This is a genomic window from Anaerohalosphaeraceae bacterium (assembly GCA_037479115.1).
In the GTDB taxonomy this organism is placed as follows: domain Bacteria; phylum Planctomycetota; class Phycisphaerae; order Sedimentisphaerales; family Anaerohalosphaeraceae; genus JAHDQI01.
This window is the reverse complement of sequence record JBBFLK010000004.1, coordinates 60774-77607: the sequence shown is the minus strand read 5'-3', so window position 1 is coordinate 77607 and position 16834 is coordinate 60774. Positions and strand designations below refer to the sequence as shown.

Annotated in this window: 12 protein-coding genes; 8 read left to right on the top strand and 4 right to left on the bottom strand. The window is 55.2% G+C overall.

All coding sequences use genetic code 11. The annotated features are described in order from the left end of the window. Positions 1–10: 10 nt before the first annotated feature. From purB to pyrE, 3 genes are all read left to right on the top strand, one after another. Positions 11–1444: an adenylosuccinate lyase gene (gene purB / locus WHS88_03065; protein ID MEJ5259150.1), complete on the top strand. Its 1434-nt coding sequence runs from the start codon at positions 11–13 to the stop codon at positions 1442–1444. 78 nt (positions 1445–1522) lie between these two features. Next, on the top strand, positions 1523–1900 hold the full coding sequence (locus WHS88_03060) for a four helix bundle protein (protein ID MEJ5259149.1): 378 nt from the start codon (positions 1523–1525) through the stop codon (positions 1898–1900). 66 nt (positions 1901–1966) lie between these two features. Continuing rightward, positions 1967–2491, top strand: a complete 525-nt coding sequence (gene pyrE, locus WHS88_03055; protein ID MEJ5259148.1) for an orotate phosphoribosyltransferase — start codon at positions 1967–1969, stop codon at positions 2489–2491. On the opposite strand, the gene WHS88_03050 is transcribed toward pyrE, so the two are convergent. From WHS88_03050 to WHS88_03040, 3 genes are all read right to left on the bottom strand, one after another. Further along, positions 2488–3141 (bottom strand): phosphopantothenoylcysteine decarboxylase, encoded by a 654-nt coding sequence (locus WHS88_03050; protein MEJ5259147.1) that lies wholly within the window; start codon positions 3139–3141, stop codon positions 2488–2490. The genes pyrE and WHS88_03050 overlap by 4 nt on opposite strands. Before the next feature lie 182 nt (positions 3142–3323). Next, positions 3324–4418, bottom strand: coding sequence for an ATP-dependent 6-phosphofructokinase (locus WHS88_03045; GenBank protein MEJ5259146.1), 1095 nt, complete (start codon positions 4416–4418; stop codon positions 3324–3326). Between the two features lie 97 nt (positions 4419–4515). Continuing rightward, complete coding sequence (locus WHS88_03040; GenBank protein MEJ5259145.1) at positions 4516–7836, bottom strand: PA14 domain-containing protein; 3321 nt, start codon at positions 7834–7836, stop codon at positions 4516–4518. Between the two features lie 264 nt (positions 7837–8100). Between WHS88_03040 and WHS88_03035 the strand changes: the two genes are divergently transcribed. The 3 genes from WHS88_03035 to WHS88_03025 all read left to right on the top strand — a co-directional run bounded on the left by WHS88_03035 (position 8101) and on the right by WHS88_03025 (position 11874). Further along, the gene (locus WHS88_03035) at positions 8101–10857 is read left to right on the top strand and encodes an RICIN domain-containing protein (GenBank protein ID MEJ5259144.1); all 2757 of its coding nucleotides are present in this window, start codon (positions 8101–8103) and stop codon (positions 10855–10857) included. Between the two features lie 364 nt (positions 10858–11221). Further along, positions 11222–11572 carry a PBECR2 nuclease fold domain-containing protein gene (locus WHS88_03030; GenBank protein ID MEJ5259143.1) on the top strand — a complete coding sequence of 117 codons (351 nt, stop codon included), beginning with the start codon at positions 11222–11224 and terminating at the stop codon, positions 11570–11572. After that, a complete protein-coding gene (locus WHS88_03025) occupies positions 11557–11874 on the top strand; it encodes a DUF2283 domain-containing protein (GenBank protein MEJ5259142.1) in 318 nt (105 codons plus the stop codon). Before WHS88_03030 ends, WHS88_03025 begins: the two co-directional genes overlap by 16 nt. Before the next feature lie 88 nt (positions 11875–11962). On the opposite strand, the gene tkt is transcribed toward WHS88_03025, so the two are convergent. Next, positions 11963–13990: a transketolase gene (gene tkt / locus WHS88_03020; GenBank protein MEJ5259141.1), complete on the bottom strand. Its 2028-nt coding sequence runs from the start codon at positions 13988–13990 to the stop codon at positions 11963–11965. A gap of 325 nt (positions 13991–14315) precedes the next feature. On the opposite strand from tkt, the gene WHS88_03015 reads away from it, so the two are divergent. After that, positions 14316–15764 carry a folylpolyglutamate synthase/dihydrofolate synthase family protein gene (locus tag WHS88_03015; GenBank protein MEJ5259140.1) on the top strand — a complete coding sequence of 483 codons (1449 nt, stop codon included), beginning with the start codon at positions 14316–14318 and terminating at the stop codon, positions 15762–15764. 173 nt (positions 15765–15937) lie between these two features. Then, a complete protein-coding gene (locus WHS88_03010; GenBank protein MEJ5259139.1) occupies positions 15938–16705 on the top strand; it encodes a TorF family putative porin in 768 nt (255 codons plus the stop codon). The last annotated feature ends 129 nt before the right edge of the window (positions 16706–16834 follow it).

Genomic DNA, 16834 nt, shown 5'->3' with positions numbered 1-16834 from the left:
AAACAGAATTATGGCAAAAGAGATGTCGGTTTATACCAGCCCGCTGGTGGAGCGGAATGCCTCGCGGGAGATGGCGGAATTGTTCGGTCCGGACAGCAAGTTTCGCACATGGCGGCGGCTTTGGCTGGAGCTGGCCCGGGCCCAGAAGAAACTGGGGCTGAAGATTACGGACGCCCAGATTCGCCAGATGCAGCAGCATCTGGAGGACATCGACTATAAGAAGGCGGCGGCATATGAGCAGAAGCTGCGGCACGATGTGATGGCGCATATCCACACCTTTGCCGATGCGGCGCCCAAGGCCGCCCCGATTCTTCATTTGGGGGCAACCAGCTGCGACATTACGGACAACACCGACCTGATTCTGATGCGCCGCGGGATGGAGATTCTGGCGGGCAAGCTGGCCTGTCTGATTGACCGGCTGGGCCGTTTCGCCCGGCAGTATCGGGCGCTTCCGACGCTCGGGTTTACGCATTTTCAGCCCGCGCAGCTGACGACGGTCGGCAAGCGGGCGACGCTGTGGGCGTATGATTTTGCGATGGATTTGGAGGAACTGGAGCGGCGGATTCAGGAGCTGCCGTTTCGCGGGATTAAGGGCACGACCGGTACGCAGGCGTCGTTTCTGGCCCTGTTCGGCGGCCGCCACAGCAAGGTGCGCCGCCTGGAGGCGATGGTCGCCGGGGCCTTCGGGTTTTCGAAAGTCTGTGCCGTGACCGGTCAGACCTATCCGCGCAAGCTCGACAAGCTGATTGTGGATGTGCTGGCTTCGATTGCGCAGTCGGCGCACAAGATGTGCAATGATATCCGTCTGCTGGCCAATCTGAAAGAGATTGAGGAGCCGTTTGAGAGCTCGCAGGTGGGCTCTTCGGCGATGGCGTACAAGCGCAATCCGATGCGGTGCGAGCGGGCGACGGGGCTGGCGCGGTTTGTGCTGTCGCTGGCCGCCAGTCCGGCGATGACTGCCTCGGTCCAGTGGCTGGAGCGGACGCTGGATGACTCTTCCAACCGCCGGATTGTGCTGGCGGAAAGTTTTCTGGCGGTAGACGGGATTCTGGAGATTTTGATTAACGTGGCGTCCGGTCTGGTGGTTTATCCGAAGGTGATTGCGGCGCACGTGGAGGCGGAACTGCCGTTTATGGCGACGGAAAATATCCTGATGGCGGCTGTGAAGGCCGGCGGCAGCCGGCAGGAGCTGCACGAGCGGATTCGGGTGCATTCGCATGCGGCGGCCGCACAGGTCAAGCAGCACGGAAAGAAAAATGACCTGCTGGAGCGGCTCCGGAGTGACCCGGCCTTTGCCAAAGTGGATTTCCGCAAAGTGCTCAACCCGAAGGAGTACATCGGTCGGGCTCCGGAGCAGGTCGATGAATTTCTTCGGGAGGTGGTCAGCCCCATCCGCCGACGGTATCGCCGACAGATGAAGCATACGGCGGAGCTGAAGGTGTGAGAGCAGTTATCAGTCATCAGTTATCAGTCATCAGTTATCAGTGAACAGTGAACAGTTAGCAGAGAATGGAAAGGGCGAATGGTGGAAAATTGCGGAAGGAGTCAGGTTTATCGAAAGGCCTATGAGTTTGCTATTCAGGTTGTTTTAACGACCAGAGCGGTGCGTGAACGGACAAAAGAGTATCTGCTTTTCCGGCAGCTGCTTCGGTCGGGTACTTCAATCGGAGCCAATATTGCGGAAGCCAATGGAGCCGTTTCATCGGCGGATTTTTCCAACAAAATCTCTATCGCTTATAAAGAGACGCTCGAGACAAAATATTGGCTGGATGTATTAATGGATTGCGGAATTTTGGAGAAAAAATTTTATACGACCCTGTATCCGAGAGCCGACGAAATTGGTAAAATGCTTTATGCGATATTGAAAAAGACTCGATTTTCGGAATCGTTCGAACATTGACAGTTCCTATAACTGATAACTGATGACTGATAACTGATGACTGATAACTGAGAACTGGATTTTCCAATGGACAAACATCAGCTGGCCAGGCGGATTAAGGATGCATCGTATCTGGAGGGAGATTTTGTTCTGCGCAGCGGCAAGCGGAGCAAGTATTATCTGGACAAATATCTGTTCGAGACCCAGCCGGATATCCTGCGGGCCCTGGGAAAAGAGTTCTGCAGGCACCTGTCGCCGGAGGTGACGCGGATTGCCGGGGCAGAGCTGGGCGGAGTGGCGCTGGCGGCGGCGGCGGCGATGGAGTCCGACAAGCCCTGGGTTATCATCCGCAACAGCAAAAAAGGGTACGGCACAGGCAAGATGATTGAGGGCCGGCTCGAACCGGGCGATGTTGTGCTGCTGGTGGAGGATATCGCCACGACCGGCGGGCAGGTGCTCGAGGCGGCTAAAATCATCACCGAGGCCGGAGCGCGGGTGGACCGGATTGTCTGCGTAATCGACCGCAAACAGGGGGCTCGCGAAAATATTGAAAAGGCAGGCTACCGCTTCGAGAGCATCCTGACAAAAGAAGACCTCGGCATCACGGATTAGTTTTCCGCAAAGAGTTTTTCAATCATCCGAAGGATGCAGCCGGCGGTACGCTGCTTGCTTTGATAGGGCAGGGCCAGCCAGGGGCCGGACGGGGATTTGAGAAAGACGGCGGACTGCCTGGCGGCAATGGCGTCCGGCTTGTTGGCGACAATCAGGTCAAGATTTTTGCGGCGAAGCTTCTGCTCGGCGTTTTGTTTGAGATTTTTGTCTTCGAGGGCGAACCCGACCAGAATCTGTCCTTTCTTTTTGTGCCGGCCCGCCCAAGCCAGGATGTCGGGCGTCGGTTTGAGCCGAAGCGTCAGGATTCCCCTGCTTTTTTTCATCTTCGTTTTTTCTTTTTTGACCGGTGTGTAGTCCGACACAGCCGCGGTCATAATCAGACAATCACTTTGGGGAAACTTCTCTTTCACGGCCCGGAACATGTCCTGACAGGAGACGACGCGGAGGAGTTCGGCTTGGGCCGGGGGCTTTAGAGTCGTCGGGGCTGAAATCAGGGTTACACGGTGACCCGCCCGCAGGGCCGCACGGGCCAGAGCATAGCCCATCTGTCCGCTGCCGGCGTTGGACAGAAAGCGGACCGGGTCAATGTATTCCCGCGTGCCGCCGGCCGTAATCAGGATTCGCCGTTTCTTTTTCGATGCAGCCATCATGGTTTTGAATCTCTAATGAAAGTCCGCAAAAAATATGGATTCCCGCCTTTGCGGGAATGACAAAGAAACCGCGGGAATGTGACAAAGTTGTGCGGGAATGACAAAGGCCTGCGCAGGGATGACGGCTGTGTCCCGGAAGGGCGGACAAAGCGGGAATGATGAAGGGTTTTGTTGGACATCTTTTAGATTCCAAAACTGGTTCCGACGGCTTTGGCGGCGGCAATCAGCGGGTCTTTGAGCGGAACGGTTTTGATTTTGCCGGCCACACGGCTGAGCGGAATCGAGCCGAGCGAACCGTTTTTCCAGATGACCAGATGGTTTTGGACCCCTTTCATCAGCAACTCGAGGGCGTAATAGCCGAACTGGGTGCCCATGTTGCGGTCAAAGGGGGTTGGGGTGCCGCCGCGCTGGAGATGGCCGAGGTTAACGCCGCGGCAGGACAGGCCCGTCATTCTGGACAGCTGCTCAGCGAGCACATAGGAAACGCCGCCCAGCCGAATCGGGTCGGGGCTGTCGGATTCCTTTTTGAAGACGACCATTTTGCCGCCCTTGGGTTTGGCGCCTTCAGCGATGGAGATGATGCTGAAACGGCGGCCTTTGCGCGAGCGGGCCAGGACGACTTCGGCGATGCGGTTGAGGTCATAGGGGATTTCGGGAATCAGGATGACATCGGCCCCGCCTGCGGCGCCGGCGTGCAGGGCAATCCAGCCCGCATAGCGGCCCATCACTTCGACAATCATCACGCGATGGTGCGAACTGGCGGTCGTGTGAATCTTGTCGATGGCCTCGGCGGCGGTCGTTACGGCGGTGTTGAAGCCGAACGTCAGGTCTGTGCCGTACACATCGTTGTCAATGGTTTTCGGCACGCCCATGACCGTCAGGCCCTTTTTGGCAAAAGCGGCGGCGGAGGCCATCGTGCCGTCTCCGCCGATGCAAATCATCGCCTCGATGCCGTGCTTTTCGAGGTTGGCGATGCACAAATCGGACACATCGCGGTTGCGGACGGTCTTGCCGATGGGCATCGGATAGGCGAAGGGATTGGTTTTGTTGGAGGAGCCCAGAATCGTGCCGCCCAGCGTGAGGATGTTGCTCACATCGTCAAAACTGAGCGGGCGGATGCGGTTTTCAATCAGCCCCAGATAGGCATCTTCGACGCCGTACACCTCCAGGCCGTACTTGTTGATGGCGGTTTTGGTGACGGCACGGATGACGGCGTTCAGACCGGGACAGTCGCCGCCGCCGGTCAGGACGGCGATTCGTTTGATTTTCTTTGCCATAGTCAGGCCCTTTCGTTTCTGTGGATGATGCCGTTTACTCTATCGGCGGTTCTGAAAAAAAACAAGGGCTTCGGCAAAGAATGCTGCCGGGTTTTCTTTATAGACAGGATGCCGGCTGGAGATTGGGGCCGGTAACGGTCATTGAGTCGATGTTTGCCAGGCCGCCGGAGGTCGTTGCTTCCAGACGCACCGTGTATGTCCCCGCCGGCAAAGAGACCTGAACCGCTGCGGTTGTGCTCCAGGATGTCCAGGCCCCGGTGACCGGAAAGGCAATGCCGGATGCGGCGGGGGTACCGTTGATGAGCAGATTGGCCGGGCGGGCGGCTGTGGCGCCGTTGGCAAATCGCCAGACAAACGCATAGGTGCCGCCCGTTAGAATCTGAATGCGGTAGTTAATGCCCTTGCCGACGGCGTTGTCGGTGTTGGCATAGCCGCTGCCGGTGTAGCCGGTATGTTCGTTTTCAATCACCCCTTCGACGCCGCAGAAACCGGCTTCATTTTCCTGAATAACAAGGTCGGAGCTGGGGGGATTGGGCAGGGCCGACACCTCGTTTGAAAAGGAGGATTCCATGCCGCTGCGGTTGACGGCTGTGACGACATAGTAATACGGAGTGCCGTTTTGAACGGTGCCGTCAAAATAATCGGAGGACAAAACCGGGGAAGCGTTCAGTTTCATATAGCCGCCGCCGGAAGTTGTGGAGCGGTACACATTGTATCCGATAACGGAGGATTCGGGGCTGTCATCCCAATCGAGCAGCACAGCGCCATCGTCGGCCTCGGCGGTCAGATTCGTCGGCGGCAAAAGCGGATAAATATCGAGCATCCAGTTCCCTGCCAAAATGCTGAATTCCTGCAGGTCCACGACACAGTCGCCGTTGAGGTCCCAGGCGGAGCTTTCGGCGCAGTCGGTTTCCAGCCAGACGGAGGCAAAGGCGGGCAGGTCTTCGATATCGACCCACTCATCGGCGTTTGTGTCTCCGTACAGTCCGATAAACCACGGCGACAGATATTGTCCGGCGATGACCTGCCGGCTCAGCCCGGGGCCTTCCCACGCAACGGCCAGATGGTCCGGGCCGCTGTCTTCTTTGTGGAGAACCTCGATGTAGTATTTGCGTCCGGCGGTCAGGAAAATCGGAGCCGACCGCTGCGAGGGGGATTGGTCCCACTGCCGCGGGGCGGTTCCGCCGGACACGGAGGCAATCAGGGCGGCATTGGCCGGCGAGCCGTCCGTGCTGAGCCAAAGCTGGGCCTCATTGTCGGCAGCAATATAGAAGGTGTACCACCCTGAGGCGGGCGGGTGCAGATAGCCGCGGACGCGGGTCCCGTAGGAATCCGCCCAGTCGGTCGGGCCTTCGAAGTTGGCCGGCCAGTCGCGTCCGGACGGAGCGTTCGGGTACAGCGGATGAGAGGTCAAATGATTGACTGTACCGCCGAAAATGCCGGTCCAGGTTTCCCGCAGGATTCGTCCCATCGCCGTTGTGCTGATGGTGACCGGAATTTCATACAGCGCATCAGATTCATTGCCGGAAATGTCTTTGGCTGTCACGGCGTAAAAATAGGTTTGGCCGGCCGAGACATCCGAATCTGCAAAGAACGATGTTGTAATCCCGGAAGCGGTGAGCAAACCATACTCGCCGCTGAATCCCTCTGCGCGATAGACGTTGTAGGCGGCCCAATCCGGTTCGGTATTGTCCAGCCAGTCCAGCAGGACGGTGCCGTTTTCAATCCGCGCCCACAGACCGGCCGGCGGCGCCGGAGGCGTCAGGTCCATCGGCACGGCAGACACCTGAACCGAAGCAGCGGATTCATTGGTGGCGGTATCCACCGCGGTAACCACATAATAATAGGTGGTGCCGTTGCTCACGCTGGTATCCGTATAGGCCGGACTGGTCAGGAGGATGCCGTTGAGCTTGACGTATCCGCTGCCGGACACTGTAGAGCGATAGACATTGTAGCCGGCCAGGTCCGGTTCCGTGTTGGGATTCCAGGTGAGCTGGACGAGCTGATTGTCGGCGGCGGCTGTCAGCCCCGTCGGAGCGGCGGGGGGCTGGGTATCTCCCTGCACCAGCCAGTTCAGATAGACTTCCAGATTTGTGTAATCCGGGTCAAGTGTGTAGGAATTTCGGTCGGCGGGGTTGGAGGGATTGAGCCCGTTGGCCGTTTCCCAGTAGTCCGGCATTCCGTCGTGATCGCTGTCTGTCGGGGCCGGTGCGGAAGCCAGGGGCGGCCAGAAGTGGTTCAGCACCTCCGGCGGGTCGGTCGGAAGGGGGGTATTGTACACAAAATCCCCCGTGCCGTTGATGACATCGCTGACGATTCTTTGGTCCACAGCGTCGCGCACCAGACTGGCTCCGGCGGAGGCCAACACATCCTGCAGGGCCTGATAAGCGGAGGTGGTAGTCACCGGCTCCATCGGAATCGGAACCCCTCCGGTACGGGCTTTGTACGCGTTAATTTGTGCCTGGGTGAATCCGCTGAACGTCACCAGACTCCACGGGTCGGACGGGACTGAAATTGACGCATACGAAGCCCCGTGGGCGTTGCCGGAGAAAAAGCCGTAGCTGACGAGAGAGTATTCCCCGAAGATTTTTGTGCCGGTAGAGCCCGGCCCGCGGATATAAACATTGTTGATGAAATTGTATCGACTGATGTTGTTGGTATCAAAGTTGTTGCCCGGATTCGTGCCGGACCAGTTGTAAATAACGTTGTTGCGGAAGTCAAAATACAGGCCGTCCGGGTCGAGTGTTGAACTGAGATAGTTGCCCGGACGAGGATTCCGCCCTTTGTTATGGGCATAGAGATTGTGGTGATAGGATTTCCGTTCTCCGTACTGGCCGCGAATCAGGGAGCCGTAGCTGTGATTTTCGAAGGTCAGGGCTTCACTGAGGATGCACCACTGGACGGTGACGTTGTTGGAGCCGTCCTGGCAGGAAATGGTTTCGTCCCGTGCGTAGGAGGCGCTGACGTGGTCGATGATGATGTTGCTGCCGCTGGCGATGTCGATGGCATCCCCGCTGGAATTGGCACCGCCCGCATCCACACGGACCCGAATGTAGCGAATAATGACGTTGTCGGCGCCGCTCAGGTAGATGCGTCCTTTGATGCAGATGCCGTCCCCCGGAGCGGTCTGACCGGCGATAGTGGTGTTGGATTTGGGCCGCAGGATAACATTTCCCAGTTCAATCGTTCCGGAGACCCGAAAGACGATTGTGCGGTTGGGCTGACTGACGGCATCGACAATCGAGCCCGGTCCGCTGTTGTTTAGATTCGTGACCTCATAAACCGTTCCGCCGCGTCCGCCTGCGGCAAAACGCCCGGCACCCTCCGCTCCCGGAAAAGCCAGGGGAACGGAAAAGGCCCATGCTGAAAAGAGAGAAAAAAGAAGAATGGATGCCGTCCACTTGCCGGTCTTTTTCATCCTCAACTCCCTGCGGTGCAAAAAGGATTTTTTTGGCGGTTTTGCCGGCCTATCAGCCTGTCTGTAAGGGTGCCAAAAATACCCCCGAACCCGATATCAAATCCAAATCCAATTATAAGATAAAGAAGACAAAAAGACAAGAAAAAACTATATGTCCTATTTCCAGACAGACTGTGTCTTGTAATTTTCCTGAAAAAATTGTCTAAATTTCTTCATGGTTTGGTATATGCTTACTGGAAAACCTTTTTAGGGGGGTCAGGCAAAATGACACGGCAGGCAGGCAAAACAGACACCCGAGCAGTAACCCATTATTTTTTTTCTTGGCTGTTCGTGGTTTCTTTGTTTCCTATGTCTTATGGTCTGGAGATTACCGGCACAATCACCTGCCATGACCCATCCACAATCATCTACGAAAACGGGAGATACTGGTATTTCTCGACCGGGAATAATCTGTTAAGTCGTTATTCAACGGATTTGGTGACTTGGTATTCAGGAAATCGCCCGTTCACTTATTCCAGCGGCGTTCCGCCTTATATGGCTTCCTATCTTTCCACCTGTGAGGGCAGCGGACCCTGGAATCTGTGGGCGCCGGAAGTCATCAAAGTCGGCAATTTGTATTATCTCTATTATTCCCGCAATATGTGTTATGACTACAACTGCACGGAGAAGTCCGTCTGCGGACTGGCCGTCGGGTCCAACATCCTGAACCGTGACTGGGTGGACCAGGGGTCTGTTTTGTGGACGGATTTATGCACGGATTACCGGCGAAGCATTGACCCGACGCTTTTGTTTGACACAGTCGGCAATCTGTGGCTGGCGGCCGGTTCATTCGGTCACCCGAGCGGCAACGGCTGGACCTACGGCGGCATCTGGCTCTATCAGATTGACCCGGCTACCGGCAAGGTCAAAAGCGGAACCACTTCAACACAGCTGGCCAGAGCGTGGATTGAAGCGGCTTATCTTTATTATAAGGACGGCTATTATTATTTGTTTTTCAATCAGGAACGCTGCTGTGCGGGCGTGAACAGTACCTATTTTATTCGGTATGCCCGGGCGACGAATATCACAGGGCCGTATTTCGACCGGGATGGAATCAACGTTCTGACGCAGGATACCGGCTCGCTGTTTTTGGGGCGGGATTACACGGCCAATTACAATGCAGACGGCACCCCGAAGCCGGAGCTGGGTTCCGTCGGACGCGAAATCGGACCGGGCCACATCGGGATTTTCACCGCTCAGGACGGTCTGGAGATGTTTTCGTTTCACTTCTATGATGCCGCCGACAACGGGGTGGCCAAACTCGGGCTTCGCACGCTGATTTGGGGGGATGACGGCTGGCCGAGGGCGGGCTGGGACCTGCCGGACGGAAACTATGCGATTGTCTGCGGAATGAATCGGAATCCGGGTGCGCCGGAAGGGGGGCTGTATCTGGAGGCGGCGGACGCCTACACCGACACGGTGCAGATGAACACCTGGAGGGGCGGCACAGACCAAATCTGGACGTTTACGCGGGTGGGACGAAATCAGTACCGGATTACCTGTCTGGCCAACGGCAAGGCACTGGCTGTCGTCAGTCCGGACGGAAACCCGAGCAACATCTACGGCCCGGGCAAGCCGGTAAAACTGGTGCCGTACAGCAGCACCAATAATGCTCATCGGTGGTATGTCGTTCAGACAAACAATCGCGGGTTTCGAATGCTGAATGTCGCCACATCGATGGCGCTGGAGGTCGCCGGTGCACAAAATGCAGTCGGGGCTTCAATCGATGTCGGCAGCTGGGAGCCGTCTCAGCCGGGGCATCAGTGTTTCTGGCTGACGCCGGCGGGGATGTATTCGATGGAGATGCAGTTTGGCGGGCTGCCGGTCGGCGTGGCCAATACCAGTACCGGCACGCGGCTGGCCTTGGGCAGCTGGACCGGCTCCAACCTTCAGAAATGGCGGTTTATTCCGACCTTTGACGGTTATACGAAAATTGTCAATGTCGCCAGCGGTCTTCCGGTGGATTTGCGGAACGGAGCCTTTTCCGACGGAGAACAGATTCGTCAGTGGACGGATTTGAACAATGATGCCCAGAAATGGGCGATTGAACCGCTCACGGACGGTTCTTTCCGCATCCTCAATAAGATTACGGCCAAGGCCGTCTCCGTAGCCGGCTCGACCAGCGGCTCGCTGACGCGTCAATGGCGCTGGCTTCACACACTCGCTCAGCAGTGGCGGTTTACGCAGCAGGCGTCCTCGCCGAATGCCCGTGTCTGGACGGGCGGCGGCACCTCCGGCAGCTGGTCGGACGCCGCCAACTGGGATGTCCCTTCGTACGGGGCGGACAATCTGCTCTTCGGCGGGACGCTTCAGACGGCTTCGAACAATAATCTTGCAGCCGACAGGCCGGTCAATGGGATTCGGTTTTTGAATACGGCGGGCGGCTTTACCCTTTCGGGAAATCGAATTGTGCTGCTGGGGGATATTGTCAATGAGTCGCCCTCTGCGCAGACAATCGGGATGCCGCTTCAGCTGGCGGGCGGCAGGCGGTATTTGCTGGCTGCTCAGGCGGGGGATTTGATGGTCAGCGGGTCCGTCAGCGGCGATGGACACGTGGCCAAAGGAGGCGTCGGAACGCTGACGTTGACAGGCCCCTGCACCTACACCGGAGCCACACGCATTCTGGCGGGCACCCTGAAGATAGGAGCCGACCTGGCCTTGCCGATTTCGACGGACCTGACGATTGAGTCGGGGGCGGTGCTGGATTTGAACGGGCACGAAATTACGGTAAGTACCCTCACGAATCTGGGAACGATTGTCAACAGCAGCTGCCAGGGAGCCGTGCTGAATGTCCTGACGCCGCTGCAGACATTTGTCCTGCCGGGCAACGGAATGGACGGTCTGGCGGCCCTGGCGGAGCATTGGCTTTCGACCGATTGTGCCGGGCCGGATTGGTGCATGGGCGCCGACCGCAATCAAAGCGGGCAGGTCGATTTAGCCGACTTGGAAGACCTGGCGGCGGACTGGCTGAACTGCCTATAACGATTATAAAAAAATCTCTCGCGATAATATCTATTTTGGATAAAGAATAAGTTTTGTTATCAAACAAAATGTACTGAAAAAACAATATCGACAATGTCGCCATAGGTTGTCGATATAAAGCCAAATTCTATTAAAAAATAGATTCCCGCCTGCGCGGGAATGACAGTGACTTATAGAGGTCTGCGGGGAATAACAAAGATTTGTGCGGGAATAACCAAAGGTTGCAGGGATAACGAGAATCGCGGGAATGATAAGAGGTTTTGTTTGTCAGAATAGAAGATTGATTATTCCCTGAATATTTCTTATAATAACCTTTTAGAAAAGGAGTTCTTTTTCGAGATTCGGATGCAGGAGGTTCATTCACGTGCCGATATTTAAAGGAGGAGCTGTTGTCATAAAGGGTCATGACGGAAAGCCATTTGAGTTAACTGAACAAACATGGCGGCACATTGTACAAGATAATAGCAGGAAATACCTTGAAGCACACTTCGATAAAATCGCAGAAACATTACAGCATCCGGACTTTATATTAAAAAGTCCGAAAGAGAATTCTGTAAAAGCATTCGTGAAATTTTTTGATGACTTTTATATTTTGAACACAGTAACGGCACGAGTTTACTTGTATGTGTTAGTCAATATCAACAATCGCAGGATCAGAACCGTTTACACGAATCCTGTGTTGAAGGGGTGGGAACAAGAATGGAAGAAAAAATGAACATTACGCATCATTATGATAAAGAGGCCGATATTCTTTATATTGATTTCGGTTCGGACGAACCTTGTTTCACGGAGGATATTGACGGAGTTGTAATGTTAGAAATTGGCTGGTTCAGCAAACTGCCCAGGGGCATAAAAGTCATAGGCCCTAAAGCTCATCATATGAAATCGTTCAATTTTCAGTTGATTATAAGAAAATGCAGAGATTTGCTTCGGAACCAGGCCAAGCAGATTGAGAATCAGGAATCCTATCTCCAGGAGTTCTTAAAGAGCAAGTTTAAGGAACTTGCTCTTTCTTAACTCTTATCCGAACCGCTTGAGCTTCTGCAATCGCTTGCTGTTTTATCGCTGCACCGTTCTTCTTTTTTTGGGTCTGATTTCGTCAACGCTATTTTGCCGCGGCCAGGGACTTTTTGGCGGCGGCGGCGACGGCTTCCGGCGTGATGCCGAAGTTTTTGTAGCAGACCTTGTACGGCGCCGACACCCCGAACGTGCTCATCCCCACAAACTCGCCCCACGGCCCGATCCAGCGGTCCCAGCCCATCCGCACACCGGCCTCGACGCCGACGCGTGCCTTAATCGTTGAGGGAATGACGCTTTCCTTGTAGGCGGCGGGCTGGCGTTCAAAGAGCTCCCAGCAGGGCATTGAGACAACCTGCGAGCGAATGCCTTCGGCGGCAAGAATCTCGCGGGCCTGAAGGGCGATGTGCACCTCCGAGCCGGCTCCCAGGAGCAGCACATCCGGATTGTCATCTTTAATGAGGACGTACGCGCCCTTGACCAGGTTGGAAGCGCTGGCATATTTGCTCTGGTCCAGCACCGGAACCCCCTGGCGGGTGAGGGCCAATGCGATGGGCTGGTCGCGATGTTCAAGGGTGTATTTCCAGGCCTGGGCGGTTTCGTTGGCATCGGCCGGACGAATCACCAGCAGATTGGGAATCGCCCGCAGGGAGGCCAGGTGCTCGACGGGCTGATGGGTCGGGCCGTCTTCGCCCAGCCCGATGGTGTCGTGTGTGAACACGAAAATCGTCGGATATTTCGACAGGCACGCCACCCGCAAAGCGCCCCGCATATAGTCGGAAAAGACCATGAAGGTGCCGCCGTAGGGGCGAATCAGGCCGCTGACGGCCATGCCGTTCATAATGGCGGCCATCGCATGTTCGCGGACGCCGTAGCGGATGTAGCGGCCGGTCGGATTGTTCTTCTGGAAATCCGATGCACCCTTGAAATGGGTATTGTTGGACGGGGTCAGGTCTGCGGAACCGCCAATCACCAGGGGCAGATGCGGCATCAGGGCGTCGAGCGTTTTGCCGGAGGCCTGACGCGTGGCGACAGACGTACCGGCCTCGAATTTCGGCAGCAGCGGCTCAATCTCAATCGGAAGCCGACCGGCCAGCGCGTCGGTGATTTCTTTGGCTTCCTGCGGATAGGCCTGAGCGTATTTGGCAAAGAGGGCCTCATACTCCTTCTGGAGGAGGGCGCCTTTGTGTTTGGCCTGTCCCATGTGAGCGGCGACTTCCTCCGGCACGACAAAGGTCTTGTCCGGGTCCCAGCCGGCGTTTTTCTTAATCAGTTTGCACTCTTCCACACCCAGCGGGGCGCCGTGGGCGGTATGGGTGTCCTGGAAATTCGGACTGCCGAAGCCGATGTGTGAGCGAAACTTGATAAGCGTGGGTCTTCCGTTGGGCTTCTTGGCGATTTCAAGGACACGGTCCAGTTCAGCAATGTTGTGTCCGTCGCCGCCGACAGTGTGAACGTTCCAGCCGTAGGCCTCATACCGTTTGGCGACATCTTCAGTAAAAGATAAATGTGTTTCGCCGTCGATGGTGATGCCGTTGTCATCGTAAATAACAATCAGATTATCCAGCCCCAGATGGCCCGCCAGACTGGAGGCCTCGCCGCTGACACCTTCCTGAAGGCATCCGTCGCCGGCGATGACATAGATTTTATAGTCAAAAATCGGGAATCCTTCCTTGTTATATCGGGCGGCCAGGTACTTTTGGGCAATGGCCATGCCGACGCCGTTGGAGATGCCCTGGCCCAGCGGACCGGTTGTGACCTCTACGCCGGGGGTGTGTCCATATTCGGGATGGCCGGGGGTCTTGCTGCCCCACTGACGGAACTGTTTCAATTCGTCCAGCGGCAGGTCAAAACCGCACAGGTGAAGCAGGGCATAGAGGAGCATGCTTCCGTGCCCGGCCGAGAGGATGAAGCGGTCGCGGTTGAGCCATTTCGGGTCGGCAGGATTAAACCGGAGGTGCCGCATCCAGAGTGCATAGGCCGCGGCGGCCATTCCCATCGGCATTCCGGGATGCCCGGAGTTGGCGGCCTGAACACCATCCATCGCCAAAAAACGAATGGTTTCCACACACTTCATATCCAGTGCCGAAAGACCTGTCGCATTCGCTTTTGTCATAAAAACCTCAAAAAATAGAAAGATTTTATGAAACAGATTTGAAAAGTACCGTATTGTATTAAGTCAGGAAGGTCGTTTCAAGCGTTTTTGCGGCGTTATTTTTTGGGGTCGATTCTGCCGCGAAATAATTAAAATATTTAATGTTATCATAAGATACTTTGTTTACAAAGATGACTGCACAAAGAAAACGACTCAGAAAGTCCTTTTGTAAGTTATTGTATAATAAATTGGAAGATGCGTCTTTTCGAAGAAATGTGTTTTTGTGTGGTTTAAGGCATAATACGATTGACTTATTGGGTTTTTTCGGGTATCATCCTTTGCCATCATGACAACAACTAAAAGACTATCACGGACGACGCAGTCTAAGGCGAAAAAAACCACCTCCTCCGTTGCTGTCGAGAAAATTAAACGCACTACCGTTGCGTTTCGGACCTACGAACAGGCCCTGAAATACCTGTTCGACAGGACAGACTACGAGAGGCAGGGGCGGCTGCGCTATAATGTCACGACGTTCAATCTGGACCGGATGAACAACCTCCTGAAGGCCCTCGGGAATCCCCATAAAAAGATAAAGTGTGCCCACATTGCGGGGACAAAGGGCAAGGGGTCTACGGCAACGATGCTGGCCAAGATGCTCGAGGCCAACGGGTATAAGGTCGGCCTGTACACGTCGCCTCACGTGACCAGTCTGCATGAGCGCATCGTCATCAACTCCGAGATGATATCCAAAAAGGCGATGCTGGATTTAATCAACCGGCTTTATCCGGTTGTAGAAAAAATGGCTGAAAAGCAGGATGCCCCCACCTTTTTCGAAATCTTTACGGCGATGGCATTTCTGTATTTTGCCGAGGAAAAGGTAGACATTGCCGTCATTGAAACCGGACTGGGCGGCCGGCTGGACAGCACCAACGTGATTACGCCGGAAGTGGTCGGCATTACCAGCATCAGTCTGGACCATATGAATCTGCTGGGCCCGACGATTGACTGCATTGCCCGGGAAAAAGCCGGCGTCATCAAGGAAGGCATTCCTGTGGTGACGGTTCCTCAGGACCCGCTGGCCATGCGGGTTCTTAAGAAACAGGCGCAGGCCGTCAAGGCGCCGCTGTGCGTAACGGGCAAGGATATTGATTTTTCCTATCGGTTTGAATCGTCCCGCGAACACGGGCCGCACAATCGAATCTGTCTGACGACTCCGTACAGCCGGTTTGAACATCTGCGTGTTCCCCTGCCCGGTGAACATCAGGCCATCAACTGCGGTCTGGCGCTGGCCATGCTCGATCAGCTCAAGCAGCGCGGCTTTCAGGTGGATGACAGCAAGGCCGTCGAAGGGCTCAGCAAAGTTTCGCTGATTGGGCGGATGGAAATGATTTGCAATGACCCGCGGATTCTGGTGGATGCCGCACACAATGCCGCCAGCATTCGGGCCTTAATTCAGGCCATTGGTCAGCATATTCCGTATGACTCAATGATTATCATCTTCGGGTGCAACAGCGATAAAGATGTTCGCGGGATGCTCACGCAGCTTCAATACGGAGCCGACAAGGTCATCTTTACGCGAAGCAGCAGCCCCAAAGCCGTTTATCCGCAGGAGCTGGCGGACCTCTACACGGAAATCTGCGGCAAGATGTGCCAGACGGCAATGACGCTTCGTGAGGCCGTTCGGATCGCCCAAAGCGTGGTGACCCGAGAAGATTTAATCTGCATTACGGGCAGCTTCTACCTGGTCGGCCAGGCCAAAGAACAAATCGAAATTCGAGCGGCAAACGGCAATTAACACCTTTGTCTTGCCTATTTTAACAACCGCCGAAAAACTTCTTTTTTTTTCGACTTTTTTTTGTTGAAGGTCGTAATATCATAAAGCATAATATTTCTGAATGGAGCGTACCACCCTATCAAGAAAACGGAAAAGGAAATTGTATTTAGGGAGCAATGGAAAGGAACCGAATTATGAAGAACACAATGGTTGTGTTGGTGTTGTGCGCGGTGGCCGCAACGGCCGGTGCACAGGAATGGAAGACAACTGTGGATTTGAGCTACACCTCGCGGTACATCTGGCGCGGCTATGATATCCTGGATAATGCCGGCGCCTTCCAGCCCAGCATCGATCTGTCCCATGAGAACGGATTGGGCGCCACCATCTGGATGTCCTATCCGGAGCGGGGCGGATGGACCAATAACCTGGCGGACAGCCGTGTGAATCTGACTGAGTACGACTACACGCTTTACTACAAGGGCAAAGCCCTTGCTGGTGATGCTTGGGAAACCAATTACAAACTCGGCTGGCGCTATTATGATTATATCGACACCTATACCAAGGCTTGGGACAAGCAGGAAATCTTTGTGGAAGCCGAAATGCCCAAGCTGTTGGACAACGGTGTTGTCCCCCATCTGGCCGTCTATCAGCTGTGGCCCGCTCGCAGCAAGGCAAGCAGCAATATTAAGGATGCTTCCGGCACGATTTATCTGATGGGCTTTGACTACAATCTGCCGACCGACCTGCCGCTGACCTTTTCGTGGGATATAGTCTTTAACGGCGGTGCAATGAATTCGGACCACGACTGGTCGCATATGGTCTGGGGTCTCAAGAGCCAGTTCAAGTGCCCGATGACCGGAGCCAAGATTGTTCCGGCTGTTTATTTCCAGAATTCCTTCGAGGACAGCGTCAACAAGAGCGACGAATACTGGGGCACGATTTCTTACAGCTTTGCGTTCTAAGAAAGAACCTTTTCCGCCTATCCAAGGCCGGGCAGTTGTTCCCGCCCTTTTTTCTTTTTAAAGCGGAATCGATTTTTCTTTTTCCCTTTCAGTGAGATGTCGGCGGCCGGTTTCCAGAGGACAAGGCAA